The sequence below is a fragment of the Arthrobacter sp. ISL-95 genome (assembly GCF_018613695.1).
Taxonomy (GTDB): Bacteria; Actinomycetota; Actinomycetes; order Actinomycetales; family Micrococcaceae; genus Arthrobacter.
Genome location: NZ_JAGGPR010000003.1, coordinates 225456 through 249445, shown reverse-complemented (window position 1 = coordinate 249445; position 23990 = coordinate 225456). Strand labels below are relative to the sequence as shown.

Below are 23990 nucleotides of genomic sequence, written 5' to 3'. Positions count from 1 at the left end.
CTCAAACCCCTCCCCACGGCGCTGACATGGGACTAGATTGATACTGCATACCTAAAGACCTCAGCCACGCGCTGGTCAGGAGCGGTTTGATGCTGGATCAGAAAAAGCTGACCTCCGAAGCCCTCAAATGTGCCTCCACCGTCCGTGATGAGCGCCCCGAGCACTGGATGATTGTTTTGCACGCAAGCCACGGCTCGTTTCTGCAGCGTAAAAAGCGCCTCACCGAAGCCTTCCCAGTGTTCCGACTCGGCCGAAGAATGGCGGTACCACTGGGAACCGAGCGGCAAGGGGTTGTGGCCCGGGATGCGATTACGGAGTGCGGAAAGGCCCTCGCAGGTGGTCCGTAGAAAGATCACGCTTTGACAAATGTTGATCGAAAGTACCAAGAAAGATTGATTTTCGATCATTCCTGGTGAATTATGTCACAGAAGGTTGGTGCTGCCAGAGCGCCAGCCCAGACTGTCTGACTGAACGGCTTTCCCGCCGCAACGGTCGGGCACTACGAGTCACTGGAGGGTTTAGAAATGAACGTTCAGCACCAGTCCGTCGGTCGCCGTGGATTCTTGCGCGGAGCACTCGCAGCAGCCGTGCTCGTGCCCATGGGGGGAACCATTGCTTCCTGCGCCGCAGGCGGCGGCACCACTACCACCGGGCCCACGGGCACCGTTTCCGACACCAACCCGTTCGGCATGGCTGACAAGGCTGCCCTGGACGCCGTGATCTTCAAGGGTGGCTACGGCATCGATTACGTCGAGTTCGCCGGCAAGATCTTCGAGAAGACGCATGAGGGCTCCACTGCCAAGATTTCTCCGTCCACGGACATTGCGCAGGAACTTCAGCCGCGTTTCGTCGGTGGCAACCCGCCGGACTTGATCGATAACTCCGGCGCGAAGGCCATCGGCTTCAGCACCATCCTTGCCCAGCTTGAAGACCTCACCAGCGTTGTGGAGGCCAAGAACCTTGAGGGCAAGGTCATCAAGGACACCCTGTACACCGGCGTACTGGCTCCAGGCACTTTTGACGGCAAGCTTGCCGCCTTGAACTACGTGTTGACCGTCTACGCTGTGTGGTACTCCGACTCCCTGCTCAAGGAAAACGGCTGGACCGTTCCGAAGACCTGGGATGAGATGTACACCCTGGGCGAGCAGGCCAAAGCCAAGGGCAAGTACCTCTTCGTCTGGGGCAAGGAAGCGGCCACGTATTACCAGGAGCTGGCCATCGCTTCCGCCATCAAGGAAGGCGGCGACGACGTACGCCTGGCGCTTGAGAACCTCAAAGCCGATTGCTGGTCGCACCCGGCCATCCAGTCCGTCTTCGCTGCCATGGACAAGATCGTCAAGGCCGGCTTCTTCAAACCGGGCGGCTCCGGCACCCAGTTCACGGCCGCCCAGGCGCAGTGGAGCAACGCACAGGAAGCTGTGTTCTACCCGTCGGGTTCCTGGATTGAAAACGAAATGAAGGACCAGACCAAGGCCGGCTTCAACATGATGGGTGCCCCGGCCCCGTCTGTAAGCGCCAGCCCCAAGATGCCGCAGACAGCACTTCACAGCGCTGCGGGTGAGCCGTACATCGTCCCGTCGCAGGGCAAGAACGCCGCCGGTGGCAAGGAACTGCTCCGGATTATGCTCTCCAAGGAAGCTGCCACCAACTTCGCCAAGACCAAGCTGGCTCCCACCATCGTCAAGGACACCGTCCCGGCCGATGGTTTCGGTTCCACCGCTCTGGTTTCGCAGACGAAGATGCTCAGCGATGCCGGTGAAGACATCTACACCTGGAACTTCATTGACCTGTACGGCACCAACAAGGACCAGCTGGTTGTCTGGAACACCTTCCTGGACGGCAAGTCGGACGTTGCAACCCTCACCTCCGCGCTGCAGAACATCACCGACAAGGTTCGTAACGACAGCTCGGTCAAGAAGATCGAAGTGAAGTGACCTCAGTGAAAACTCAGCAGAGCCGGAACGACGACGGCCTGGCCGCCGTCGTTCCGGCGAAGGCCCCACTGCAAGTGGTGAGGCGGCGGCGTAAGCCATTGACATGGGACAAGGTCAGTTTCTTCGCGGTGTTCCTCGGACTGCCGTTGGCGATCTACCTGTTGTTCGTGATTTGGCCGTTCATTCAGGCATTCGGATATTCACTGACGGACTGGTCCGGCTTCTCGCCCAACCAGAACTTCATAGGTCTCGAAAACTACGTGAAGATCTTTACCGATGACATCTTCATGAAGGCGATGTCCAACAACATCCTCCTGGTCATCTTCCTCCCGATCATCACCATCATCCTGAGCCTGGTGCTTGCCTCGCTGGTTACCGTAGGCGGGAGCAGCAAAGGCCAAATCAAAGGTTTGCGCAATTCCAGCTTCTACCGCGTGGTTTCGTTCTTCCCGTACACCATTCCCGCAGTAGCGATCGGCATCATGTGGGGTCAGATCTACGATCCCTCGGGCGGTTTGCTCAACGGCATCCTGACCGGCCTCGGCTTGGACCAGTTCAAGGACTTTGCATGGTTGGGTGACAAGAACACCGCCATGATCGCCACCATGTTCGTCATTGTGTGGGGCTTCGTTGGCTTCTACATGGTTCTCTTCGTGGCTGGCATCAAGGGCATTCCTGCCGAACTTTTCGAGGCCGCCAGGATTGATGGCGCCGGTCGCTTCCGCACCGCCGTGTCCATCACCATCCCCTTGATCCGCGACAACATCCAGACCGCCTACATCTACATGGGCATCCTGGCACTGGACGCGTTCGTTTACATGGCCGCACTGAACTCCGGCGGTGGTCCGGACAACTCCACGCTGGTCATGGCGCAACAGTTGTTCTTCACGGCATTCAGCAAGGGACAGTTCGGTCTCGCCAGTGCCATGGGCGTTGTGCTGGCCATTGCCACGCTGATCTTCTCCGGATTGGTGTTCCTGGTAAATCGGCTCACCGGCGGCGATAAGGATGTGAGCCTCTAATGACAACCAAAGTCTCAACCCCGGAAATGAAGTCACTGCACTTCCAGCCGCGGACCCCGGGAACCACGCCGGGTGACAAGGTGGTGGGAGCGGTCTCGCACACCGCGCTGACCATCTGGACCCTGATCGTCATCCTTCCACTCCTGTGGACGTTCATGTCCTCCTTCAAGACGTCCAGCGAGATCTTCGCTTCGCCGTTCGCCTTGCCCGGTGAATGGAAGCTGGACAACTACGTCAAGGCCTGGAGCGAAGCCGGAATCGGCAGCGCCTTCCTGAACTCCGTGATCGTTGTGGCCGTGGCCCTGGTGATCGTGATGGTCCTCGGTGCCATGTGCGCCTACGTCCTGGCCCGCTACACCTTCCCGGGCAGCAGGGCCATCTACTACCTGATGCTCGCCGGGCTGACGTTCCCGATTTTCCTCGCCATGGTGCCGTTGTTCTTCGTTTTGAAGAACATGGGGCTCCTGAACACCCTGCCGGGACTCATCCTGGTGTACGTCGGTTTCGCGCTCCCGTTCACCGTGTTCTTCCTGTTTTCCTTCTTCAAATCGCTGCCGCACGAAATCACTGAAGCAGCGGCCCTCGACGGAGCAGGGGAGTGGCGGACGTTCTTCCAGGTGATGCTACCGATGGCCAAGCCGGGCCTCGCCTCGGTTGCCATCTTCAACTTCCTGGGCTTGTGGAACCAGTTCCTGATTCCGGTATCCATCAACGCCGCCGGTCCGCGCGTCCTTTCCCAGGAACTCGCGGCCTTCGCCGGCCAGATGGGCTACGCAGTTGACTACGGCGCACTGTTCGCAGCGGTCAGCGTCACGGTCATTCCGGTGCTCATTGTCTACGTGATCTTCCAGCGCCAGCTGCAGGGCTCCGTCTCTCAGGGCACGTCGAAGTAAGAGTCACCAAGTAGCACAACCACGCCACAACAGCGTTCGACGGCGGTCCTCACCTTTCGGTGCGGGCCGCCGTCGGGCTTTAATTCTGGAAGGATGGAACGGATTCCGTAGTGCAACGAAAGGCAGCATCCCGTGATCTTTATTGTGGTCAAGTTCAACGTCAAGCCCGATTGGTCCGAGCGCTGGCTGGACTTGGTGTCCGACTTCACCAAGGCGACCCGCGAAGAACCCGGCAACTTGTGGTTCGACTGGTCCCGCAGTGTGGATAACCCCAACGAGTTCGTCCTGGTGGAAGCCTTCCAGGACGACGCCGCTGAGGCCCACGTCAACAGCGCACACTTCAAGAAGGCCATGGCAGACATGCCGCAAGCCCTCGTGGAGACTCCCCACATCATCAGCCGCCAGTTCGAAGGCAGCGGCTGGGACCGCATGGGTGAGCTGACCATCGAATAGCTGGAAAGGGCGGTGCCGGACTCAACGAGCCTGGCACCGCCCTTTTATGCATTTCTCCTCAGAACATCCAGGGAATCTCGGCATGGCCGAAGTCGCTGAACGAGCCGAAGCGTCCGGCCTTGAACGCCAACACCTCACCGTCCCGGTCCCGACAAGTGGTGACCTGGCCGAAGAAGACCTGATGATCACCGACGTCGTACTGCTGAACTACGCTGCAGTCCGCCTGGGCGAGGGCGCCCTTGATGACCGGCAGACCGCTGTCCGTGATGTCGAAGTCGCCGTCGCCGAAGCGGTCCCCGCCGCGGACAGCGAAACGCCGGGCCACGGATTCCTGCTTTGCGCCGAGGATGGAGACTGCGAATTTGCCGCTCTCCAAAAGTGCTTCACCGGTGCGCGTGCAGAAGTTCAGCGAGATCATCAGGATGGGCGGTTCCAGGCTGATGGAGGTCAGTGAGCTGATGGTCATCCCGTACTGCTCGTCCTCGTGCTGGGTGGTGACCACGGCGACGCCGGTGAGGAATCGGCCCATGGCGCGGCGCATTCCCATGGCGTCGGGGATGGTGAAGGCTGGTGCCAGGCTCATGTCAGTTACTCCGCTCCGTTTGTGCCGTTTCCGTGTAGTACCGGACTTCGAACATCTTGGCGCCGTTTTCGGAGACCCACGGTCCGTGTTCCATTCCGGGAGGGCGGGTTGCCCAGTCGCCGGCTTTGAAGGTCTTGCCGAGGCGCTGATCCACGAAGGAGCCCTCGAAGATGAACACTTCTTCCCAGAAATCGTGGGTGAGGACCCCATTGGGGGAGGTGTCCGTACCTGGTTCGAATTTGAGGATCCGGGTGACGCTGTCGTTGTCCGAATCCCGGGTAAGAATTGCCTCGGACAGGCCTTCGATGTGCGGGTTGCACGGTGCGAAGTCCACTGAGGATACGGGGGTGAACTCTACTTCGGGCTTTGCCATGGCTATGCCCCTTCCATGACGTTGCCGGTCCCATTGACCGTGCTCTCGATGCTGTAGGAACCCAGGAACGTGTCCAGTTCCGCAACCAAGGCGTCGTAGCCGTAGTTCCGGTAGGTGTAGGCACCGCGAACCACGAACGGAGCACCGGCGTAGAACATCTCGTACTGCTGGTGGCGGCCGGCGAATTCGGATCCGATGATGTCCCAGGCAAGTTTGAAGAGCTTGACGCGTTCCTCGCTGGCAACACCGGGGGACTGGACGTAGCGTTCCATGTCCGGTCGGGTCACGTTGCTGGTCATGTCCGCGATGCTGGAGGGCAACTGCAGCACGCCGCCGCCCACCAGATCGCGGAGGATCGAGATCACTCGCGGATACGTCTCGGACTGCAGGCCCATGGCACCGTAAAGTGCGCTCTTTCCTGGAACCCTCATGCCGGCGTCGTCCGTTGTTGCCGTGTATTCGGCGGCCAGGACAGCAGACTCAACGGACTGGACAATCGCGGCGAGTTCGCCGAGCTTCTCCTGGACGCCCGGGATCTTGTCCGTGCCGTTCACCTGGGTGACCTTGCGGGCAACGGACGCGATGAACTTCAGCTTGGTGGAGAACCGGATCTGGGCCTGCCAGTTGCCCAGGGCGTGGGCGCCGGTGTCGAAGAACTGGCGGCGCAGGGTGTCAATGTTCCGGTTGATGAACACTCGGTCCCAAGGGATGAGCACGTCATCGAAAACGACCAACGCGTCGGGCTCGTCATAGTGACTGGTCAGCGGGTAGTCGAAGTCGCTGGTGGCGGCTGGAGCGAACGGACGGCGGCAGTAGAGTTTCAGTCCGTCGGTTGCCACCGGGATGGCAAAGCTGACGGCGAAGTCCACGTCGTCCGGGCCCAGGGGCTTGATGCAGGTGACAAAGACTTCATCGGCAATGGCAGCACCCGTAGCAAGCATCTGCGAACCTCGGACAATGATGCCCTCTTCGGTTTCGCGTACGACGCCGACCTGCAAGTATTCCCCTTCCCATCCTGACGCTGTGGTTGCGCGGGAAACCTGCGGGGGAATGATGGCGTAGGACAGGTACAGGTTGTCGGCGAGGATCTTCTTGTAGTAACGCTCCACGTTGCCAGCGAAGTCACGCTCATCGTTCTTGAAGACGTCCGGGTGTGAACCGAACGCGGCGAAGAACGTTCCCACGTGATCGGGACTGCGGCCAACCCAGCCGTGGGTGTGCTTGGCCCACTTTTCAATGGCCTGGCGGCGCAGGACCAGTTCTTCCTGGGTGCGTGGCGCGGCGAAGGTGCGGTTTGCGGGTCCGTCGATTTCCTCGGAATGGAACTGCATTCCGTTGGCGGGGTCGGCTGCGATGTCGAACAGCTCGGACATGGTGTGGGCAACCTTCGCGAACGCCGGGTGTTCCAGGACGTTGCCCACTACCTCGCCGTCGAGGATCACCGTCCGGCCGTCGTTCAGGGACTTCAGGTACTCTTTTCCGGTTCTCATCGAAGTGAGCCTTTCTTGATTTTGTAGTTATGTTCAATGGTGGTCCCATTCGGCAACGAGAGCTCCAACTTCCAGGAAGTTCCATCAACGAACTTCCCGTTCAGTAGGGGCAGGGTGCCGCCAAGGCACATGAAATCGCCGTCGCCGATGTCTGTTCGAGCCAGAAGACGCTCGACGACGTCTGCCGGCTTACGCAGGCCGCTCAGCGAACCTTTCTGGTACAGGGTGCCGTCAACCCATGAACGAGCTAGGCACTCGTCGAGGTCCAGGTCCTCCAGGGATTCGACGGCGATCACCTCGCCCGCGACGGGCTTGGGACAGGCACGCTTGGAATCGCCGATGTCCAGGGCTTCAATGTCCCGGTCAGTGTGATCGGAGCCTATGCCGAGGTAGTACTTTCCGTCATGGCGGATGTAGAGGGGTTCGATCTCGCCTGACGTGAGATTTTCCGAGGTCTCGTGCTCTCCGGTGGTCTCGAACAGGTCCGAGTCCATCCGGTAGAACATGGGAACCTCCGGTGGGGGAGCCACGCCGATCGCTGCGAGCTCGTCGATGTGATGCTGGACCGCTTTGGGGTCGCGGCCCGTATAACCGGCCACTACGGCGTGAAAGTTGGTGATAACGATTGTCTTGTCCGTGCCCACCACCCTGAAAGTGAGTGGGACTTGCCTTGTTGTTTCCATGGTTCTCCTCTAGACGGTCAGGGTGTCGTATGCGGCGAGGCGATCGCCGATGACGGGGAATTCGGTGCGGACTGTGTTCACTTGCTGCGGGTCGATGTCCACCATGAGCACGGCTTCGCCGGCGTCCGCTTCGGCGATGACATTGCCTGCCGGATCCACAACCCTGCTGTGGCCGCCGAGCTCGGCACCTTCCTGGCTGCCAGCGGCGTTGCAGGCGATCACAAAGATCTGGTGCTCCACGGCCCGTGCAGTGGTGAGCAGGCGCCAGTGCTCCCGTCGCGCTGCAGGCCAAGCTGCTGGGACGATGACCATCTCCGCGCCCCGGGTGCTCAGCTCCATCCACAAACCGGGGAAGCGGAGGTCGTAGCAGGTGATGCCCGCAACGGCACCGAACGGCAGTTGGACAACGGGCAGTGACGAGCCTGCGGTGAGGAGGCTCGCCTCCTTGGACTTGTAGCCGAACACGTGGACTTTCCGGTACGTGTGGACCACGCTGCCGTCCGGTCCCAGCAGGATGGAGGTGTTGCTCAGCCGGCCGTCCTCGTGGGCTTCAATGATGCTGCCGAGGTGGACATGGACACCCAGGTCTGCGGCGACCCGTGAGCACATGGACACTGTGGGCCCGGTGAGCGTTTCTGCCAGTGCCTGGTACTGGTCGAAATGGAAGTATCCGGCGCTCCAAAGTTCCGGGAGCACGATCAGTTCTGCGCCGGTGATGCCCCGAAGGATCCGTTCTACACGATCGATCCGTTCCTCACGGGTTTCGGAGTCCGGGCTGGCCACCTGGACGAGTGCAATTTTCATGGAAGTTCCTTACTCTCAGAAGTGGGCTCGTCCAGGTCACTCAGCCGCAGGCCCTTGGTTTCCTTGGCGAACATCACCGAGACCATGGAGATCAAGCCCATGGCGGCGAGGTAGATTCCGATCGCATAACCGGTGCCGAAGGCGCTGTAGAGGGCCAGGGCAATGATGGGGGACAGCGAACCGGCGATCAGCGATGCAAGGTTGTAGGAGACCGACGTTCCGCTGTAGCGCACATCCGTGGGGAAGAGCTCCGAGAAGAAGGCTCCGATGACCGAGCTGTAGGCCGCGAAGATCAGGAGTCCACCTACCGCAGCGGCGATGATGCCCCACAGCTGGCCCGTGTTCAGCAGGAAGAAGAACGCGAAGGCCCACACCATGGTGGCAATCGACGCGCCGATCAGGATGGGCTTCCGGCCCACCTTGTCCGCGTATAGAGCCAGGATAGGAATGGCGACGACGGCCACACCCTGCCCGATCATGACGGCGGTGAGGCCGGTCTGCCTCTGTAGCCCCATGATCTGGGTGACGTAGGTGATGATGAACAGCGAGTAGATGTAGAAGCCTGCGTTCTCGCCCATCCGGCTGCCGGTTGCGATGAGAATTTCCCGCCAATTGCGGCGGAACAGGATGGCCAACGGCATTTTGCGTTCCTTGTTGCCTTCGGCCTCGCGCTTCCGCTGTGCTTCTTTGAACAGCGGGGTTTCCTGCACGTAGAGCCGCAGGATGAGGCCAATGACCACCAGCAGGGCAGACAATCCGAACGCGATCCGCCAGCCCCATGCCAAGAACTCGCTCTCCGGCATGGTGGCGGCCAGTATGGCTAGGACGCCGGCAGCCATCAGGTTGCCGAGGGGTGGTCCTATATTGGGCCAGGACGCCCAGAAGGCACGCCGGGCGCTTTCGTTGCTGTGTTCGGAGACGAGAAGGACGGCCCCACCCCACTCCCCGCCCAGGGCAAATCCCTGAATCAGGCGGAGGAGCAGGAGGAGCAATGGCGCGGTAACCCCAATGGCAGCGTAGGAGGGGATGAACGCGATGAGCGTGGTGGCCACGCCCATGAGCATCAAACTGGCAACCAAGGTGGCTCGACGACCGTGCTTGTCGCCGAGGTGTCCCAGGACTATGGCGCCGATGGGGCGGGCAAGAAAGCCGGCCGCGAACGTTCCGAGGGCCAGCATGGTGCCCACCAACGGATCATCAGTGGGAAAAAAGAGCTTATTGAATACCAGCGCGGCCGCGGTGCCGTAGAGGAAGAAGTCATACCATTCGACGGCGGTGCCGGCGAGGCTCGAAGCAGCAACGACGGGCAAGCTCGAGTGCTTCTGTCGCCTCAGTTCTGCTTTCTTCAGTTCGGTCATTGTGGGGTCCTTTTGCGGGGAGATTTCAGGGCGTGAGGGGTGTCACTAAGTAGACTGTAGACGAGTTGTATACAACCTGTCTATATTTGAAGCAGAAGTTTTTGGAACTCCCGACGTTTCGAATGCAACTCGTATACTGGGCTAGGCGAGAAAGGCTCTGCATGATCCAGATGACTCCCACTGCACAGTCGCAGCCAGAAGTGGCCTACCAGTGGATGAAAAGCTACATCGCAGCCCTGCCCCGTGAGGAAGAAACCTTCCTCAATGAAGGGGTCCTGGCAAAGACCACTGGTACATCACGGACGCCCGTGCGGGAGGCCCTGCTGCGCCTCGAAGCGGAGGGGTTCGTCAAACGCGTCCCTCACAAGGGTGCCTACGTCCCGCCCATCTCGGATCCCGATGTCCGCGCCATACTGCAGGCCCGGGCGGTCGTGGAAAAGTGGGCAGTCTCAGCCGTGGAGACCATGCTCGATGCCCAGATCGATGCCTTCCAGCAAGTCATTGACCAGCAACAGGAAGCCCGGGAGGATCCGGCACGGTTCATCGAACTGGATACCGAATTCCACACGCTGATGGTCCGTGCAGGCGGCAACCCCGTCCTGGCTGATTTCTATGCCTCCCTCCGGCAAAAGCAGCTCAGGATCGGCGTCAAGGCTGTCAGCCAAGGCGCAGACCGCGCCGGTGATGTTCTCCGCGAACACCAGTTGATTGTTGACGCCCTCCGCAGCCGAAGCCTTGAGGCAGCCCATCGGGCCATCGATGCGCACCAGGACTCCACCCGCTTGGCCGTCATCGGCTACTAGGAGTAGCTAGTCCTCGCTGTGCAGCTCCCTTTGCCGTGCGCTCAGCAGCTCAAACTCAGGCCGGGCGGCCACGAACCGTTCAACGGCGTCGAGTACTTGCTGAAGGTGCGCTTGGTCCGGGGCAACCACAGCGGCGCCCACCAGTGCTCTCCGGTGCTGGTCTTGTAGACCGGTTTCGGCAGCAGAAACTTCGAAGCGCCGCTTCAGTTCGGCCACCAGGGGCCGAAGGAGCGAGCGCTTCTCCTTGAGGCTATGGACATCGCCCAAGAGGACGTCGAACTCAATCCAACCGATCCACATGGTTCATTATCACCGCAGGCATCCGAGGTACGGGATGGCGGCACCACCTCACCGCATCTTGAGTCAATCTTGAGCAAACGCAGCATTGAGGTTGAGGAAGCCCCGGGAGACTGAACTCAAAGCGAAGGATGACCAGCTGAGGGGGTTGGCATGGAGCTCGACGCATTCTCGGTGAGGGTAGCCCTGGGCGTGGTCACCGTGACTCTCCTGATGCTGTTCTGTACTTCCTTCCACCGCACGCGCTCGCCGTACGCAGGCTGGTGGAGCCTGGCTTTGCTCGAGTTCATGGTGGGCAACGCCGCCTTCCTCCTCAACGGAACCCCCCACCAGGGGTGGGCAAACCCCGCAGGCAATGTCCTTGTAGTGGCAGGCGCCTTCAGCGTTTGGGCCGGGGCGAAGACCCTCCGGGACCGGAAAGCCGCACCGTGGCAGCTGGCTGTTGGTCCCGCCGTCACCGCTATCGCATCCGTTCTGGAAAGCCCCGGGAACAACGTCTGGTCCGGAGGCTTCGTCTACCTGGCCATGATGACTCTGGGCATAGCATTGGCCGCCTACAACCTCTGGTTCATCAAGTCCTCCCACTCCCAAGTCCACAAAGCCCTCTCAGTAGCCGCAGGCCTGCTGGCCGCCTACTACCTGGGTCGCTGGATGGTTTATGCGATGGAAGGACCGGCCAGCCACGCCTTCCTCACCTACTTTGGGCCGGGACCTTCGTCACTGATATCCATGGTCCTGCTGGTCACCGTTTCGTTCAGCATGACGGCCCTGACCAGTGACCAACTCATCAAAGGCCTCCGGGAACGTGCCACCCGTGACCACCTGACGGGACTCCTCAACCGCGGAGCCTTCCTTGACCTCGCAACCACTGAGCTTGACCGCCTGCACTCCACGGGTTCGGGCGCAGCTGTTGTCCTGGCCGATCTGGACCACTTCAAAGCCGTCAACGACGAACACGGCCACGGAGCCGGGGACGAGGCCTTGCGGGCTTTCGCTGAAGCGTGCACCGCCTCGGTCCGGTCCACGGACCTCATCGGACGCTATGGAGGGGAAGAGTTTGTCCTCTTCCTGCCTGGGGCAACGGAGGACCGGGCAGAGGACATAGCCACGGAAATCAGCCACCGGATGGCAGCACTGCCGGCGCCGGAGGGTGTGGTGTACCCAACCATCAGCTACGGAGTCACGTCAAGCATTCCCGCGTCCGCCGATCTCAATTTCATGATCGAGGTAGCGGACGCAGCCCTTTACAGCGCAAAGGCGCTGGGCAGAAACAGGATTGTAGGAGCCGACCGCCCTCAGGCGGCCACTATAGCGGATGAGGCACGATCATGACCTTCAACGAACTCACCACCCGGATCCAGATCCAGCACACCCAGGAACTGTCCGCGTTCCGCCATGACATCACCAGCCCACCCTACAAAGCCGGAACAGCCACCACGCTGAACGCTGACCGCCGGTCAGTCAGGATGGGTCCCGTTCAGTCGGTAGAGGAAAGCAACGCGAACCTGACCATAGTGGCCGACGTCGAAGGCCTCGCCTGGTTCACGGCGGACAAAGGCCTCCTGGGCAGCTGCATCACAGTTTCCATTGCCGGTCACCGCAGGAACACCGGAACCCGGGTACACCTCCCGCTCGCAGAATGCGATGCATGGATTGAGGCCATCCTCGGAGGCGCCTGGATCACCCATGTATACCGTGCCGGCAACAAGGTTGAGCCGGATGGCAGGCTGGACGTGGCCTCTTACCGGATCTTCCTGGACGAACGCCGCAACCCTGTCTCCAAGCCCCATGCTGTTGCCGACTCAACGTTGCGACGCCTGGAAGAGTCGTGAGTGCCACGAAGCCCCACAGGCTGATATCCGCTGATTCGAGGATCGAGAAACTGGAGCAGCACGTCCAGGCCTTGATGGTAGAACTCCATCAGGCCCGGTATGAACAGCGCCGGGAGGCGCTCACCGACGCACTCACCGGGCTTGGCAACCGCCTGGCATTGGTGGATGCGTTCATCGACGCCCAGGAAGCTGCGGCCAAGGGCGCCGTCCCGCCGGCACTCCTCCTCCTGAATCTGGACGGTTTCAAAGCACTCAAGAACTCTGCGGGCCATGCCGCAGCGGAGCAAGTTCTGGTCACCGTTGCCATGCGCATACAGTCGGCCATCAGAGAGAACGACGTCGTCACCCGCCTGGGCGGCGACGAATTCGCTGTGCTGTTGCCCGCCACCCCGCAAAACCGGGCCGCCGCCGTCGGAAACCGCATCCTTGCCGCGCTGGAACCGAACATCGATCTCGGGAACAACAGCATCCGCTGCGGGGCAAGCATTGGGCTGCGCACCGCGGAGCCGCATCACAGCATTGAAGACCTCCTGCAAGAGGCCGATCTGGCCATGGAAGAATCCAAGAACGAGGGCAGGAACAAACTCAAGGTATTCGACCCCGCAACCCTGCACGCCCGGCTGCTGCAGCGGCAGGTAGTGGGAGAACTCCGCGATGCCATCCGTTCGGATCAGTTGGTCCTCTACTACCAGCCGATCGTGGAGCTCGCCAGCGGCAGGATCGAAGGCTGCGAGGCTTTGGTGCGGTGGAGACACCCCGTGCATGGCCTGATCATGCCGGACCAGTTCATCCCCGTGGCCGAGGCAACCGGGCAGATCGCGGAATTGGGCAGGTGGGTCCTGCGCACGGCCGTAGCTCAGTTGCAGCAGTGGCGGGAGGCCAAGGCCACCGCACACCAGGACTTCTCCATGAGGATCAACGTCTCAGCGGCCGATCTTCAAAGCCTGGAGTTCGTGGACGACGTCAGCGAAGCCTTGGCGGAGAAAGGCCTGGCCCCGGAATCACTGGTGCTGGAGCTCACCGAGAGTGCCATCATCCACAACAACGAGCTGGACCGTTACACCCTGGCGAGCCTGCACAGGCTTGGTGTTGGACTTGAAATCGACGATTTCGGTGCCGGCTACTCGTCCATGGGCTACCTAAGGAAATTGCCGGTGGACAGGGTGAAAGTGGACCGGCAGTTTGTGAAGGACCTGGGCACGGATCCTTCCCAGCTGGACTTCCTGGCCGCGATCCAGCAAGTCATCCGCTCCTGTGGCTTGGAGGGTGTTTGGGAAGGGATCGAGACTGCCGAGCAGGCAGAAGCGCTTCGGAGCATCGGCTGCGCGAGCGGCCAAGGGTATTACTTTGGCAGGCCGATGCCGGCGGCAGAGTTCACGGAGCAATTGGCTCGGCTGCGGACCCGGCCGGCTTAACAAGCAACGCGGGGTCACTTATGGCCCTCCCCGAGGGGATTATCGGGCCATAAGTGACCCCGCGTTGCTTTAAGCGGGGAAGATCAGCCGAAGTACTTCGGCAGGGTGGCTTCGTGTGCTTCGCGGAGAGCGTCCAGGGAGAGCTCGTCCACGCCGTTGATCTCCAGCTTTCCACCGGCAGCGTCAACAACGCCGATCCGGAGGTGGGCGAAGCCGCGGGCCGTGCACATGTCCTTGAAGCGGACTTCCTCCGAGCGCGGCACGGACACGATTGCCCGGGCCTGGGTCTCGGAGAAGAGGGCTGTGAACAGGTCCACTCCGTCGCGCTCCATGAGTTCTTCAAGGGCGATGCGGGCGCCGACGCCGTAGCGCAGTGAGGACTCGACCAAAGCAGCCGCGAGGCCACCTTCGGAGAGGTCGTGTGCTGCGTCAACCATGCCGTCCCGGGAAGCGTTGATCAAGATTTCACCCAAGGCACGCTCGGCTGCGAGGTCCACCTTCGGCGGCAAGCCACCGAGGTGTCCGCGGAGGTTGGACCATTCCGAACCGTCCAGCTCTGCTGCGGTGGTGCCCAGCAGGTAGATGGCCTGGCCGTCCTCGCGCCAGCCCGACGGCGTGCGGCGTGCGACGTCGTCGAGCTTGCCCAGTACTGCCACCACGGGGGAGGGGTGGATCGGCGTGGTGCCGGTCTGGTTGTAGAGGGAGACGTTGCCGCCCGTGACGGGGATTCCGAGCTCCATGCAGGCGTCGGAGAGGCCACGGATGGCTTCGGCGAGCTGCCACATGACATCCGGGTCCTCGGGGGAACCGAAGTTCAGGCAGTCGCTGACGGCCATGGGAACAGCGCCGGAAGTGGCAACGTTGCGGTAGGCCTCAGCCAGCGCGAGCTGTGCACCCTGGTACGGCTCAAGGTAGGTGTAGCGGCCGTTGGCGTCGGTGGCCAAGGCAACGCCCAGGCCGGTTTCCTCGTCAACGCGGACCACACCGGCATCGTCCGGGAACGCCATGGCAGTGTTGCCGCCAACGTAGCGGTCGTACTGCTTGGTGATCCAGGCCTTGCTGCACATGTTCGGTGATGCAACGAGCTCGGTCACAGCTGCAGCCAGCTCGGTGGGAGCCGAGGGACGGCCGGCGTCCTCTACGGAGCCGGTGAACGAGTTGGCCTGCACCGAGTCCTGCCACTCCGGGCGGGCGAACGGACGGTCGTAGACCGGTCCGTCGTGGGCAACGGTGCGGGGATCGACGTCGACGATTACTTCGCCTTCCCAGGTGATGATGAGGCGACCGGTGTCGGTAACTTCACCCAACCAGGAGTACTCCACAGCCCACTTGTCCATAACAGCCTCGAACGCTGCGATGTTCTCCGGGGTGACCACGGCCATCATGCGTTCCTGCGACTCGGACATGAGGATCTCGCCCGGGGTCAGCGTGGGATCGCGGAGCAGGACCGAGGTCAGCTCTACTTCCATGCCGCCGTCACCGTTGGACGCGAGCTCGGACGTGGCACAGGAAATGCCTGCGGCGCCGAGGTCCTGGATGCCTTCAACCAGCGAGCCCTTGAAAAGCTCCAGGCAGCACTCGATGAGGACCTTCTCAGCGAAGGGGTCGCCCACCTGGACGGCCGGACGCTTGGAGGGCTTGGTGTCATCGAAGGACTCCGAGGCCAGCACCGAAGCACCGCCAATGCCGTCGCCGCCGGTGCGTGCACCGAACAGGACAACCTTGTTGCCCTTGCCGGAAGCGTTGGCGAGGCGGATGTCCTCGTGGCGCATGACGCCAACGGCCAGGGCGTTCACCAGCGGGTTGCCTTGGTAGACGGAGTCGAAGACCATTTCGCCGCCGATGTTCGGCAGGCCGAGGCAGTTGCCATAGCCACCGATGCCGGCAACGGCGCCGTGCATGACGCGCGCGGTGTCCGGGTGGTCGATTGCACCGAAACGCAACGGGTCCATGACGGCAACCGGGCGTGCGCCCATGGAAATGATGTCGCGGACGATCCCGCCGATGCCGGTAGCGGCACCTTGGTAAGGCTCAACGAACGACGGCGAGTTGTGGGACTCGATCTTGAACGTCACGGCCCAGCCGTCGCCCAGGTTGGTGACGCCGGCGTTCTCGCCGATGCCAACCAGCATGTCCTTCTTCATTTCCTCGGTGACCTTCTCGCCGAACTGGCGGAGGTGGTTCTTGGAGGACTTGTAGGAGCAGTGCTCGCTCCACATGACGGAGTACATGGCCAGCTCGGCGCCGGTGGGGCGGCGGCCAAGGACCTTGACGATCTCGTCGAATTCGTTCTGCTTCAAGCCCAGCTCGGCCCACGGGAGTTCCGTGTCCGGTGTCTTGGCAGCGTGCTCAACGGTATCGATGTTGAACTTCTTGGTGGTTTCCGTGGTCACTTGTCGCCTCCCACAATCTTGGTCAAAACGGAGGTGAAGAAACCGAGTCCGTCGGTGTCGCGGGGAGCCCCATCGAGTGACTCGGGACCGAACCCGGTCTCCACAGCGTGCTCGGGGTGCGGCATGAGGCCCACCACGTTGCCGGCGGCGTTGGAGATGCCGGCGATGTCGCGGCGGGAGCCGTTCGGGTTGAAGCCCACGTAGCGGAAGACCACACGGCCCTCAGCTTCAAGGGCATCCAGGGTCTTCTCATCAGCGATGTACTGACCGTCCTGGTTCTTCAACGGCACAATGATTTCCTGGCCGTCGGTGTAGTCCACGGTCCAGGCAGTGTTGGCGTTCTCCACGCGCAACGTCTGGTCCCGGCAAATGAACTTCAGGTGGTCGTTCTTGATCATGGAACCGGGCAGCAGGTGCGATTCGGTGAGGATCTGGAAACCATTGCAGATGCCCAACACGGGGAGCCTCGCCTCGGAGTTCGCGGCATCGATGATCTTGGACATCAGCGGTGCGAACCGCGAAATGGCACCGGCGCGGAGGTAATCACCATAGGAGAAACCGCCGGGGATGATGACGGCGTCAACATCGCCCAGCTCATTGTCTGCGTGCCAGAGCGACACCGCAGTGCCGCCTGCAAGCCGCACTGCACGGGCGGCGTCGCGGTCGTCAAGAGTTCCGGGGAAAGTGACGACGCCGATCTTGGCGCCGGCCAAGCGGGGTTCTGCGGCGACGGCTACAGCCTCGCCAATCAGGGGGATCGACGTCATATCAGGCCTCGACGACCTCGACGTTGACAACATCCTCGATCACCGGGTTGGACAGGAGGGTCTCGGCAGCTTCGCGGGCCTGGGCCAGGATAGCGTCGGTCACCTCGCCGTCGACGGTCAGTTCAAAACGCTTGCCTTGGCGGACTGCGCTGAAGCTGTTGAAGCCGAGGCGGGGCAGAGCACCCACGATGGCCTTCCCCTGGGGGTCCAGAATCTCGGGCTTGGGCATGACGTCAACGACGATCCGGGGCATCCGGTAACTCCTGTGCGTGAGTTGGGTGAACCTTAAATAAGGCTGCCGCGGAGGTGCCGTCTCACGCCGTTCAGCCGCATTCAAACAGCGTCTTGAACACAGGGTTAAACACGGTTGTGAACTGCAATGTTTGAACGGCATGGGGGGCGCTCCGCGAGCTTGCACACCTATTCTACCGGGAGCGGCGCACATACCCTATTCAGCGCGATTGTGCGAGGGCACCCCGCCGCACCGGGGTAAAAAGACCCAACTGACGGCTCGACGGCGGCACTTTCCCCGGGTGGCCGTCGTCACTAGGATTGCGGCATGGCTGAGAAACCGAGATCGATGGTGCTGGGCGTTGTGGCTGCAGCTGTTGTTGCTGGTTTGGGTCGAATGGTCATCCAGAAGGTCATGGCGGACCGCGCCGCCCGGAACAGCCGGGTGACCGCTCCGCTTGACGCTGAAACGCGTGCCAAAATCAGCGATGCCCTCCGCACTCCGAGTAAGCGAAACCTGCCCTAAAAACAGCAGATTTCCTGCGGAATGACGCAGATTAGGGCACATACAAATGCGCTATTCAAAGCGGTTAAATGTCGTAATTCCGGCGTAGTTTGGAAGTACACGAGGGGCTCTGTCCCAGTACCTTTCAGATCCAAACCAGGAGGAACAATGACCGAACACATTGCCGAAGTATCCGCCTGTAGCGTTGGCAGCTGCGGTTTCAACCACGATGGCTGCACAGCCTTTGGAATCACCATCGGCGGAACCCAGGATCACGCTTCCTGCGCAACGTTCATTGACACCAACGCCATGGGCGGCCTTCCCAAGGTCCTTGCCCACGTAGGCGCCTGCCAGCGTTCCGAGTGCGTCCACAACAACAACCTCATGTGCGAGGCACATGACGTCAAGGTGGGCCCCGGGCGCGAAGCCGCTGACTGCCTGACGTACGAGCACTCCTGATATTTTCTGACGAACAAAAGGGTCCCCGCCTCGTTGGAAGCGGGGACCTTTTTTGTGCGGTTGCTATCTACTGCTATTAGCCGACCGGTGTGGGGTTAGCCGCCCTTGGGGTTGTTGGCGTCCTGCAGCTCCTGTTCGGCCACGGCTTGGATCAAAGCCAGGAGCTCCGGGTCCAACCCTGGCGCAAACTCTTCCTTGCGTTCCGGGGAAATGGTGATCGGGTATCCGTCAGGCATGACGTCGGTGCTTAGCTCGGTGCCGTCGTTGGACGGGGACGCTCCGCGGAAGAGCTTGCCGGCCTCGCTCAAGTTGTCAGCGCTGAAGGTGTACTGGATGCTCTGCAGGCCCTTGTCCAGGAGCTTCTTCACTTCCGGGAATTGCTCCGCGTTGGTCTTGGGGATGGGAAGGACCTTGCCCCAGTTCACGCCCAGGCTTTCCAGCGCTTTTGCATAAGCATTCTCATGCGCTTGGTCGCGGACGATCAGGTACGCGATGGTGGAACGGGCTGTTTTGTTCTCCGTCATTTCGTAAATGCGGCACTTCTGGAGCCGGCCGGTGGATTCGAGCATCAGGTTGTAGAGCAGGTCCAGCACCAGGTTGCCGCTGTTGTAAACGTACGAACCACTCCAGGGGTTGCCTGCGGCATCCACGGGCAGTGCACCTTGCGCACCCACCAGGTAGTGGTGGATGTTGCTGTGGTCCAGTGCGATGTTCAGGGGAGTGGCGCCCTTTGCTCCGGGTTCGTCCACGGGATCGTTCTTCTTGCCCTGGTAGCGCGGTGAGCCGTCAAGGAGCTGCGAAATGGTGGTGCCAATGAGTTCCACGTGGCTGATCTCTTCGGTTCCGATGCCCTGGAGGAGGTCCTTGTAGGGCTTGGAAGCGGGGTCCCCGCGGAAGTTCATGCTCTGGAACAGGTATTGCATCATGGTGCGCATCTCACCGAATTGTCCGCCGAGACCTTCCTGGAGGGCGTTTGCTGCGGCTGGATCGGGCTCGTCAGCGGCGATTTCGTTGATGAGAAGTTGGGTGTGCAGGTACATTGCGATTCCTCACGTTGTTCATGCTGCGTGTTTGGGGTGGAAACCCTCTGCTGGCCACCCCGGACCCACCTACCATAAGCATGCTTACTATTCGGAGGCAATGATAAGTACCGACTAATTGTCAGGCGTCAGCCCGCAATCCGGCTGGCGTCAGCCTGCAACCTGATTGGTCAGCGGCCTGCCTTCCGTGAGTGCTTCAATGTTGGCAATGACCAGTTTGGCCGCACCCTTGGGGCGGTTGCCTGCCACATGGGGCGTGATGATCAGATTCGGTGCATCCCACAGCTTGGAGTCGGAGGGAAGGGGCTCAACCTTGGTGACATCCAGGGCGGCAACCCGCAGCCTCCCTTCCTGCAGCGCTGCCTGGAGGGCGTCTTCATCCACGGTGGCGCCACGGCCAACATTGACAAAGATGGCAGTGTCCGGGAGGGCCCGGAGGACCTCTTCGTTCAGGGCGTCAGCAGTTTCCGGGGTAGCGGGCAGGATGGAAACCAGGACGTCCGTGGTGCCTAGGACCTGGTGGAATTCGTCGTCAGCCACCACGGGGAAGCCGTAGCGATCACCCTTGGAGCTGGCGACGCCGGTGACGTTCGCGCCCAAGGCGGCCAGCAGGGGAGCCAGCCGTCCCGCGATGGAACCGAAGCCCCAAATGGTGACGTTGGCGCCGTCGAGCGTGTAGAGCTGTTCCGTTGCCGGGTCCGACTGTGCTGCGTTGTAAGGCTGGTTCCAGGTGCCAGCCCTTTGGGACTCCTGCAGAACATCCAGGCGGCGCACGGCTGCCAAAACCAATGCCAGCGCGTGCTCGGCCACGGGGCCATCGTGAAGTGAGCGGCCGGAAGTGATGGCTACGTTGTCTGCAAAGCCGGCTGCCAGCACTGAATCCGGGCCTGCCGCGAGGGTCTGGACCAGCTTGAGATCAGGCATCGAGCGGGCGGCGTCGGTGAGGTTCTCCGAGGTATTCCGCCATGCCACCATCACCTCTGCATCCCGATGCTCGCCGGGGATGGGCTTGTCCACCTGATACACCGCCACCTCTTTCCCGGGAACGGAAAGTCCGGACAGGTCCAGTTCGATGGTGTCGGGGATGAGGATTTTCACGGCGGCTCCATTGCGTCAAGGTGGCTCGGTGGTACGCATTCGAGGCTACCGGGCACGCCTGAGTTTCATGACGAATCACCGGCTCTATGACAAGACAAAATTCTTGAAATGTGCTGTATGTCATATTTGGCTCTCACTAGGTACTCTGTGACTCGGCTGGTTGCGCGGCTTTGACAAGAACTGTCAAAGGTTCAACCAACTAAAAGTTGACAGGCCTGGGCGATGGAGCCTGGTCCTCCCTCAGTGAAAGGTGCAACCACTCGTGAAATCACAAGGAAAGAGCTTCGTCAGAAGCGGGGGACTCCGGAAGGCTGCGGCGCTCGCCGTAGGCCTGCCGTTGCTGCTCTCGTCCATGGCGATGCCGGCCCAGGCCGCTCCCACCCCGGAGACGCCCGGGAATGTTGCGGGCGTGGCCAAGAAGAACCTTGACCCCAGCGCCTATAAGGACGGCCGGTACATGGTGGTCCTGGCCGAGAAGCCTGCAGCTACCTACGACGGCGGCACGTCGGGCCTCGCGCCCACCAAGCCCGAAGAAGGCAAGAAGCTCGACGCCGACAGCGCCGAGGTGAAGGAATACCAGCAGCACCTCCAGCAGAAACAGCAGGAAGTCGCCAAGCAGGAAAACGTCACGATCAAACGTGACTTCACTACCGCCGTCAACGGCTTCAGCGCCAACCTCACGGCGGACCAGGCAATCAACCTTGCCAAGGATCCCAAGGTCCTCATGGTTGCACCGGATACGCAGTACGCCCCGGATTACTCCACCACCGACTTCCTCAAGCTCAGCGGCCCCAACGGGACCTGGGCTACGCAGTACGGCGGACAGGACAACGCCGGCAAAGGCACCGTAGTTGGTGTGATCGATACCGGCTACACCCCATCCAACCCCTTCTTTGCAGGGGAGCCCGTTGGCCCGCTGGTGGGTAACCCCCAGGTAGGCGTTCCTTACCGCACCGCTGACGGCAAGATCGCCATGCTCAAGGCCGACGGCGATACCTTCGTGGGCGAATGCCAGCCCGGCATCGATACCGGTGCCGATTACGATGGCAGCGCCTGCAACTCCAAGGTCCTCAGCACCCACTACTTCGCAGACGCCTTCCTGGAAACAGTTCCGCCGGAAAACCGCGCACCGGAAGAAGTCATCTCTCCCGTTGACGTGGACAGCCACGGAACCCACACGGCCAGCACCGCGGCGGGCAACGCCAACGTCGACGCCGTAGTGGACGGCCGCAGCTTCGGAACCACCAGCGGGGTCGCACCCGCCGCAAAACTCTCCGTTTATAAGGTTTGCTGGGAAGACACCGATCCTGCCACGGGCGGCTGCTACGGCTCCTCCTCCGTGGACGCGATCGAGCAGGCCATCCTGGACGGCGTGGATGTGCTGAACTACTCCATCTCGGGTTCAACCACGTCCACCACGGATCCTGTTTCCCTGGCCTTCCTCTCAGCGGCCTCCGCAGGGATCTTCGTGGCCACCTCGGCCGGCAACTCCGGTCCGACCGCGAGCACCGTGAACCACGGAGCACCATGGTTGACCACGGTGGCTGCGACGTCGTTCTCGCAGGAGCTTCAGGGCACTGTTGAGTTCTCAGATGGCAGCAAGTTCCGCGGAGCGAGCATCATGAACCGTGAGGTTCGCGGGGCCGGCGTCGTGCTTTCCACCAATGGCGCAAGCGGCTCAGGCGACGCGGCGCTGTGTGCCCCGGGGTCCCTGGACCCGGCCAAGGTAGCCGGCAAGGTTGTTGTCTGCGACCGTGGTGTTGTTGACCGCACCGCCAAGAGCGCCGAGGTCCTGCGCGGCGGTGGCGTTGGCATGATCCTGGTGAATCTGACTGACTCCTCGCTGGACACGGACAAGCACGTCATCCCCACCGTCCACGTGAACCCGCCCGCTACGCAAACCATCAAGGACAAGGTCACGGCCAACCCGGCCATTACCGTTTCCCTGCTGAACCGCGACACCACGGGCCTGCCAGCCGAAGCGCAGCCGCAGATTGCCGGATTCTCCTCGCGCGGCCCGCTGCTTGCTACCGACTCGGACCTGTTGAAGCCTGACGTGTCCGCTCCCGGTGTCGCCATCCTCGCCGGTGTTTCCCCGATCGGAACCGCTGGAGACAACTTCGGCTTCCTGTCCGGAACGTCCATGGCCTCACCCCACGTTGCCGGCTTCGGCGCACTGATCCTGGGCAAGAACCCGCAGTGGTCCCCGGCCACCGTGAAGTCCGCCATGATGACCACCGCTGGTCCGGTCAAGCTGGCCAACGGCGCCGTCAACAAGGACGTCTTCGCCACCGGCGCCGGTCAGGTTGATCCTGCCAAGGTCCTCTCACCGGGCCTGGTGTACGACGCCACCACCGAGGACTACCTCAAGTTCATCCAGGGCACCGGCATGGACCTTGGCATGGAGGGACTGGGCACCACCCAGGCACGCGACATGAACGTACCTTCCTTCGCCTTGGGCAACTTGGCAGGCAAGATCGAGGTCACGCGTACCCTCACGGCAGTGACTCCGGGAACATACCGGGCGTCAGTGAACGTCCCAGGTGTCAACGTCAAGGTCACCCCCTCAGTGCTGACCTTCGGTGCTCCCGGTGAGAAGAAGACGTTCAAGGTTCAGTTCGAAAACAAAAACGCCGAGCTGGGCAAGTTCGCCATGGGTTCGCTTAACTGGCAGGGTGCCAACAAGACCGTCACCTCGCCGATCGCAGTCCGACCGCAGTCCATCATCGCGGACAAGGCCCTGACCTTCACCGGGACGGGTCCCAACGGCTCCGGAACCATCAACATCACCTCCGGCACCAACCTGCCGGTAGGAGTCACGGTTGACGGTCTTTCCAAGGCTGATTCCTCGGCAGTGGAACTGGTTCCCGGACCGTTTGCCGGAGAAACCAATGCGTCCAACTACGTGAAGAAGGTGACCGTCGGCGAGGGAAGCGCGCTTGCCAAGTTCTCAGTGATCTCCTCCAATGAGGCCGCAGACTTCGACATGCTGGTAGTGACCCCATCCGGTCAGCAACTGCCCGCTGCGACAGCGTCCGCCAGCGAAACCCTGTCTGTCCCCAACCCCGCCGCAGGCGATTACTACGTCTACGCCAACCTGTACGCAAGCCCCAACAACCAGGCCACCAAGGCCACCGTTGATGCTGCCGTCCTGGGTGCAAACCAGGGGAACGCCACTGTGACGCCGAACCCGATCCGCCTCGCCAACGGCAAGACCGGTCAGATCTCACTGAACTGGAAGAACCTGCAGCCCGGCTCCTACATTGGTCGCCTGTCCTTCGCAGGAACCAGCGAGCCGAGCTTCGTCACCGTCCTGGTCAACCCGGGCGGAACCGTGGTGGTGCCGGATGACGAGGATCCGAAGAAGGACAAGAAAGACAAGAAGCGCGGCGGCAAGATCCGCGCAGACGAGCCGACGCAGAGCAACAACGCCGGCTAGGTCTGTTTTGATTCAGTAACAGCAGTGGCCGGCGGGGATTCCCGCCGGCCACTGCTGTGCGCGGTAACGCCGATAATAGGTTCGAAGCAGTTCCCACACGATGATTCGCAACGAAAGG

The 23990-nt window shown here is 61.5% G+C and carries 24 protein-coding genes; 12 read left to right on the top strand and 12 right to left on the bottom strand.

Features of this window, described 5'->3' with window-relative positions; all coding sequences use genetic code 11:
- Positions 1–89 precede the first annotated feature (89 nt).
- The 5 genes from J7I86_RS03435 to J7I86_RS03415 all read left to right on the top strand — a co-directional run bounded on the left by J7I86_RS03435 (position 90) and on the right by J7I86_RS03415 (position 4302).
- Positions 90–347, top strand: coding sequence for a hypothetical protein (locus J7I86_RS03435; RefSeq protein ID WP_214815521.1), 258 nt, complete (start codon positions 90–92; stop codon positions 345–347).
- Between the two features lie 177 nt (positions 348–524).
- Positions 525–1934: an N-acetylglucosamine/diacetylchitobiose ABC transporter substrate-binding protein gene (gene ngcE / locus J7I86_RS03430; RefSeq protein ID WP_214815518.1), complete on the top strand. Its 1410-nt coding sequence runs from the start codon at positions 525–527 to the stop codon at positions 1932–1934.
- A gap of 5 nt (positions 1935–1939) precedes the next feature.
- Entirely contained in the window at positions 1940–2956 is a 1017-nt protein-coding gene (locus J7I86_RS03425; RefSeq protein ID WP_309476653.1) for a sugar ABC transporter permease, read from the top strand.
- Positions 2956–3849, top strand: coding sequence for a carbohydrate ABC transporter permease (locus J7I86_RS03420; protein ID WP_214815513.1), 894 nt, complete (start codon positions 2956–2958; stop codon positions 3847–3849). Before J7I86_RS03425 ends, J7I86_RS03420 begins: the two co-directional genes overlap by 1 nt.
- A gap of 132 nt (positions 3850–3981) precedes the next feature.
- Positions 3982–4302 (top strand): putative quinol monooxygenase, encoded by a 321-nt coding sequence (locus J7I86_RS03415; protein WP_214815511.1) that lies wholly within the window; start codon positions 3982–3984, stop codon positions 4300–4302.
- 58 nt (positions 4303–4360) lie between these two features.
- Here the strand turns inward: J7I86_RS03415 and J7I86_RS03410 are convergent, their stop codons facing one another.
- The 6 genes from J7I86_RS03410 to J7I86_RS03385 are packed head-to-tail and all read right to left on the bottom strand — an operon-like array spanning position 4361 to position 9593.
- The gene (locus J7I86_RS03410) at positions 4361–4885 is read right to left on the bottom strand and encodes a flavin reductase family protein (RefSeq protein WP_214815508.1); all 525 of its coding nucleotides are present in this window, start codon (positions 4883–4885) and stop codon (positions 4361–4363) included.
- A gap of 1 nt (position 4886) precedes the next feature.
- Positions 4887–5258: a cupin domain-containing protein gene (locus J7I86_RS03405; RefSeq protein WP_214815505.1), complete on the bottom strand. Its 372-nt coding sequence runs from the start codon at positions 5256–5258 to the stop codon at positions 4887–4889.
- Positions 5259–5260: 2 nt separating this feature from the next.
- Positions 5261–6748 carry a 4-hydroxyphenylacetate 3-hydroxylase family protein gene (locus tag J7I86_RS03400; RefSeq protein WP_214815502.1) on the bottom strand — a complete coding sequence of 496 codons (1488 nt, stop codon included), beginning with the start codon at positions 6746–6748 and terminating at the stop codon, positions 5261–5263.
- Entirely contained in the window at positions 6745–7431 is a 687-nt protein-coding gene (locus J7I86_RS03395; RefSeq protein WP_214815498.1) for a DUF2848 family protein, read from the bottom strand. The genes J7I86_RS03400 and J7I86_RS03395 overlap by 4 nt, the downstream gene beginning before the upstream one ends.
- Before the next feature lie 9 nt (positions 7432–7440).
- Positions 7441–8235: a carbon-nitrogen family hydrolase gene (locus tag J7I86_RS03390; protein ID WP_214815496.1), complete on the bottom strand. Its 795-nt coding sequence runs from the start codon at positions 8233–8235 to the stop codon at positions 7441–7443.
- Complete coding sequence (locus tag J7I86_RS03385; RefSeq protein WP_214815493.1) at positions 8232–9593, bottom strand: MFS transporter; 1362 nt, start codon at positions 9591–9593, stop codon at positions 8232–8234. Before J7I86_RS03385 ends, J7I86_RS03390 begins: the two co-directional genes overlap by 4 nt.
- Before the next feature lie 161 nt (positions 9594–9754).
- Between J7I86_RS03385 and J7I86_RS03380 the strand changes: the two genes are divergently transcribed.
- Complete coding sequence (locus J7I86_RS03380) at positions 9755–10396, top strand: GntR family transcriptional regulator (RefSeq protein ID WP_214815490.1); 642 nt, start codon at positions 9755–9757, stop codon at positions 10394–10396.
- A gap of 6 nt (positions 10397–10402) precedes the next feature.
- On the opposite strand, the gene J7I86_RS03375 is transcribed toward J7I86_RS03380, so the two are convergent.
- Positions 10403–10696, bottom strand: a complete 294-nt coding sequence (locus tag J7I86_RS03375) for a DUF503 domain-containing protein (RefSeq protein ID WP_214815488.1) — start codon at positions 10694–10696, stop codon at positions 10403–10405.
- A 150-nt stretch (positions 10697–10846) separates the two neighbouring features.
- On the opposite strand from J7I86_RS03375, the gene J7I86_RS03370 reads away from it, so the two are divergent.
- From J7I86_RS03370 to J7I86_RS03360, 3 genes are read left to right on the top strand one after another with little or no spacing between them, the layout of a single operon-like run.
- Positions 10847–12025, top strand: coding sequence for a GGDEF domain-containing protein (locus J7I86_RS03370; RefSeq protein ID WP_214815486.1), 1179 nt, complete (start codon positions 10847–10849; stop codon positions 12023–12025).
- Positions 12022–12525, top strand: coding sequence for a hypothetical protein (locus tag J7I86_RS03365; protein ID WP_214815484.1), 504 nt, complete (start codon positions 12022–12024; stop codon positions 12523–12525). Before J7I86_RS03370 ends, J7I86_RS03365 begins: the two co-directional genes overlap by 4 nt.
- A complete protein-coding gene (locus tag J7I86_RS03360; protein ID WP_214815482.1) occupies positions 12522–13940 on the top strand; it encodes a bifunctional diguanylate cyclase/phosphodiesterase in 1419 nt (472 codons plus the stop codon). Before J7I86_RS03365 ends, J7I86_RS03360 begins: the two co-directional genes overlap by 4 nt.
- An 83-nt stretch (positions 13941–14023) precedes the next feature.
- Here the strand turns inward: J7I86_RS03360 and purL are convergent, their stop codons facing one another.
- The 3 genes from purL to purS are packed head-to-tail and all read right to left on the bottom strand — an operon-like array spanning position 14024 to position 17353.
- Positions 14024–16333: a phosphoribosylformylglycinamidine synthase subunit PurL gene (purL, locus tag J7I86_RS03355; protein WP_024819426.1), complete on the bottom strand. Its 2310-nt coding sequence runs from the start codon at positions 16331–16333 to the stop codon at positions 14024–14026.
- Positions 16330–17100 (bottom strand): phosphoribosylformylglycinamidine synthase subunit PurQ, encoded by a 771-nt coding sequence (gene purQ, locus J7I86_RS03350; protein ID WP_214815480.1) that lies wholly within the window; start codon positions 17098–17100, stop codon positions 16330–16332. Before purQ ends, purL begins: the two co-directional genes overlap by 4 nt.
- Before the next feature lies 1 nt (position 17101).
- Positions 17102–17353, bottom strand: coding sequence for a phosphoribosylformylglycinamidine synthase subunit PurS (gene purS, locus J7I86_RS03345; RefSeq protein ID WP_011773385.1), 252 nt, complete (start codon positions 17351–17353; stop codon positions 17102–17104).
- A 306-nt stretch (positions 17354–17659) separates the two neighbouring features.
- On the opposite strand from purS, the gene J7I86_RS03340 reads away from it, so the two are divergent.
- Positions 17660–17857: a hypothetical protein gene (locus J7I86_RS03340; RefSeq protein ID WP_214815478.1), complete on the top strand. Its 198-nt coding sequence runs from the start codon at positions 17660–17662 to the stop codon at positions 17855–17857.
- 147 nt (positions 17858–18004) lie between these two features.
- The gene (locus J7I86_RS03335) at positions 18005–18295 is read left to right on the top strand and encodes a DUF1540 domain-containing protein (protein WP_214815476.1); all 291 of its coding nucleotides are present in this window, start codon (positions 18005–18007) and stop codon (positions 18293–18295) included.
- 95 nt (positions 18296–18390) lie between these two features.
- On the opposite strand, the gene J7I86_RS03330 is transcribed toward J7I86_RS03335, so the two are convergent.
- Together J7I86_RS03330 and J7I86_RS03325 are read right to left on the bottom strand one after the other, a co-directional pair.
- Entirely contained in the window at positions 18391–19335 is a 945-nt protein-coding gene (locus J7I86_RS03330; protein ID WP_214815474.1) for a manganese catalase family protein, read from the bottom strand.
- Positions 19336–19485: 150 nt separating this feature from the next.
- Positions 19486–20433 carry a phosphoglycerate dehydrogenase gene (locus tag J7I86_RS03325; RefSeq protein WP_214815472.1) on the bottom strand — a complete coding sequence of 316 codons (948 nt, stop codon included), beginning with the start codon at positions 20431–20433 and terminating at the stop codon, positions 19486–19488.
- Positions 20434–20785: 352 nt separating this feature from the next.
- Here J7I86_RS03325 and J7I86_RS03320 point away from each other — a divergent pair, with 352 nt between their 5' ends.
- Positions 20786–23872: a S8 family serine peptidase gene (locus tag J7I86_RS03320; protein WP_214816842.1), complete on the top strand. Its 3087-nt coding sequence runs from the start codon at positions 20786–20788 to the stop codon at positions 23870–23872.
- Positions 23873–23990 lie beyond the last annotated feature (118 nt).

Excerpts from the sequence above, each read along its gene's own strand:
- J7I86_RS03335 (WP_214815476.1), top strand. The coding sequence starts at position 18,005 with ATGACCGAACACATTGCCGAAGTATCCGCCTGTAGCGTTGGCAGCTGC.
- ngcE (WP_214815518.1), top strand. The coding sequence starts at position 525 with ATGAACGTTCAGCACCAGTCCGTCGGTCGCCGTGGATTCTTGCGCGGA.
- J7I86_RS03390 (WP_214815496.1), bottom strand. The coding sequence starts at position 8,235 with ATGAAAATTGCACTCGTCCAGGTGGCCAGCCCGGACTCCGAAACCCGT.
- J7I86_RS03320 (WP_214816842.1), top strand. The coding sequence starts at position 20,786 with ATGGCGATGCCGGCCCAGGCCGCTCCCACCCCGGAGACGCCCGGGAAT.
- J7I86_RS03395 (WP_214815498.1), bottom strand. The coding sequence starts at position 7,431 with ATGGAAACAACAAGGCAAGTCCCACTCACTTTCAGGGTGGTGGGCACG.
- J7I86_RS03375 (WP_214815488.1), bottom strand. The coding sequence starts at position 10,696 with ATGTGGATCGGTTGGATTGAGTTCGACGTCCTCTTGGGCGATGTCCAT.
- purS (WP_011773385.1), bottom strand. The coding sequence starts at position 17,353 with ATGCCCCGGATCGTCGTTGACGTCATGCCCAAGCCCGAGATTCTGGAC.
- J7I86_RS03405 (WP_214815505.1), bottom strand. The coding sequence starts at position 5,258 with ATGGCAAAGCCCGAAGTAGAGTTCACCCCCGTATCCTCAGTGGACTTC.
- J7I86_RS03435 (WP_214815521.1), top strand. The coding sequence starts at position 90 with ATGCTGGATCAGAAAAAGCTGACCTCCGAAGCCCTCAAATGTGCCTCC.
- J7I86_RS03370 (WP_214815486.1), top strand. The coding sequence starts at position 10,847 with ATGGAGCTCGACGCATTCTCGGTGAGGGTAGCCCTGGGCGTGGTCACC.
- J7I86_RS03420 (WP_214815513.1), top strand. The coding sequence starts at position 2,956 with ATGACAACCAAAGTCTCAACCCCGGAAATGAAGTCACTGCACTTCCAG.
- J7I86_RS03365 (WP_214815484.1), top strand. The coding sequence starts at position 12,022 with ATGACCTTCAACGAACTCACCACCCGGATCCAGATCCAGCACACCCAG.
- J7I86_RS03400 (WP_214815502.1), bottom strand. The coding sequence starts at position 6,748 with ATGAGAACCGGAAAAGAGTACCTGAAGTCCCTGAACGACGGCCGGACG.
- J7I86_RS03340 (WP_214815478.1), top strand. The coding sequence starts at position 17,660 with ATGGCTGAGAAACCGAGATCGATGGTGCTGGGCGTTGTGGCTGCAGCT.
- J7I86_RS03330 (WP_214815474.1), bottom strand. The coding sequence starts at position 19,335 with ATGTACCTGCACACCCAACTTCTCATCAACGAAATCGCCGCTGACGAG.
- J7I86_RS03385 (WP_214815493.1), bottom strand. The coding sequence starts at position 9,593 with ATGACCGAACTGAAGAAAGCAGAACTGAGGCGACAGAAGCACTCGAGC.
- J7I86_RS03380 (WP_214815490.1), top strand. The coding sequence starts at position 9,755 with ATGATCCAGATGACTCCCACTGCACAGTCGCAGCCAGAAGTGGCCTAC.
- purQ (WP_214815480.1), bottom strand. The coding sequence starts at position 17,100 with ATGACGTCGATCCCCCTGATTGGCGAGGCTGTAGCCGTCGCCGCAGAA.
- J7I86_RS03410 (WP_214815508.1), bottom strand. The coding sequence starts at position 4,885 with ATGAGCCTGGCACCAGCCTTCACCATCCCCGACGCCATGGGAATGCGC.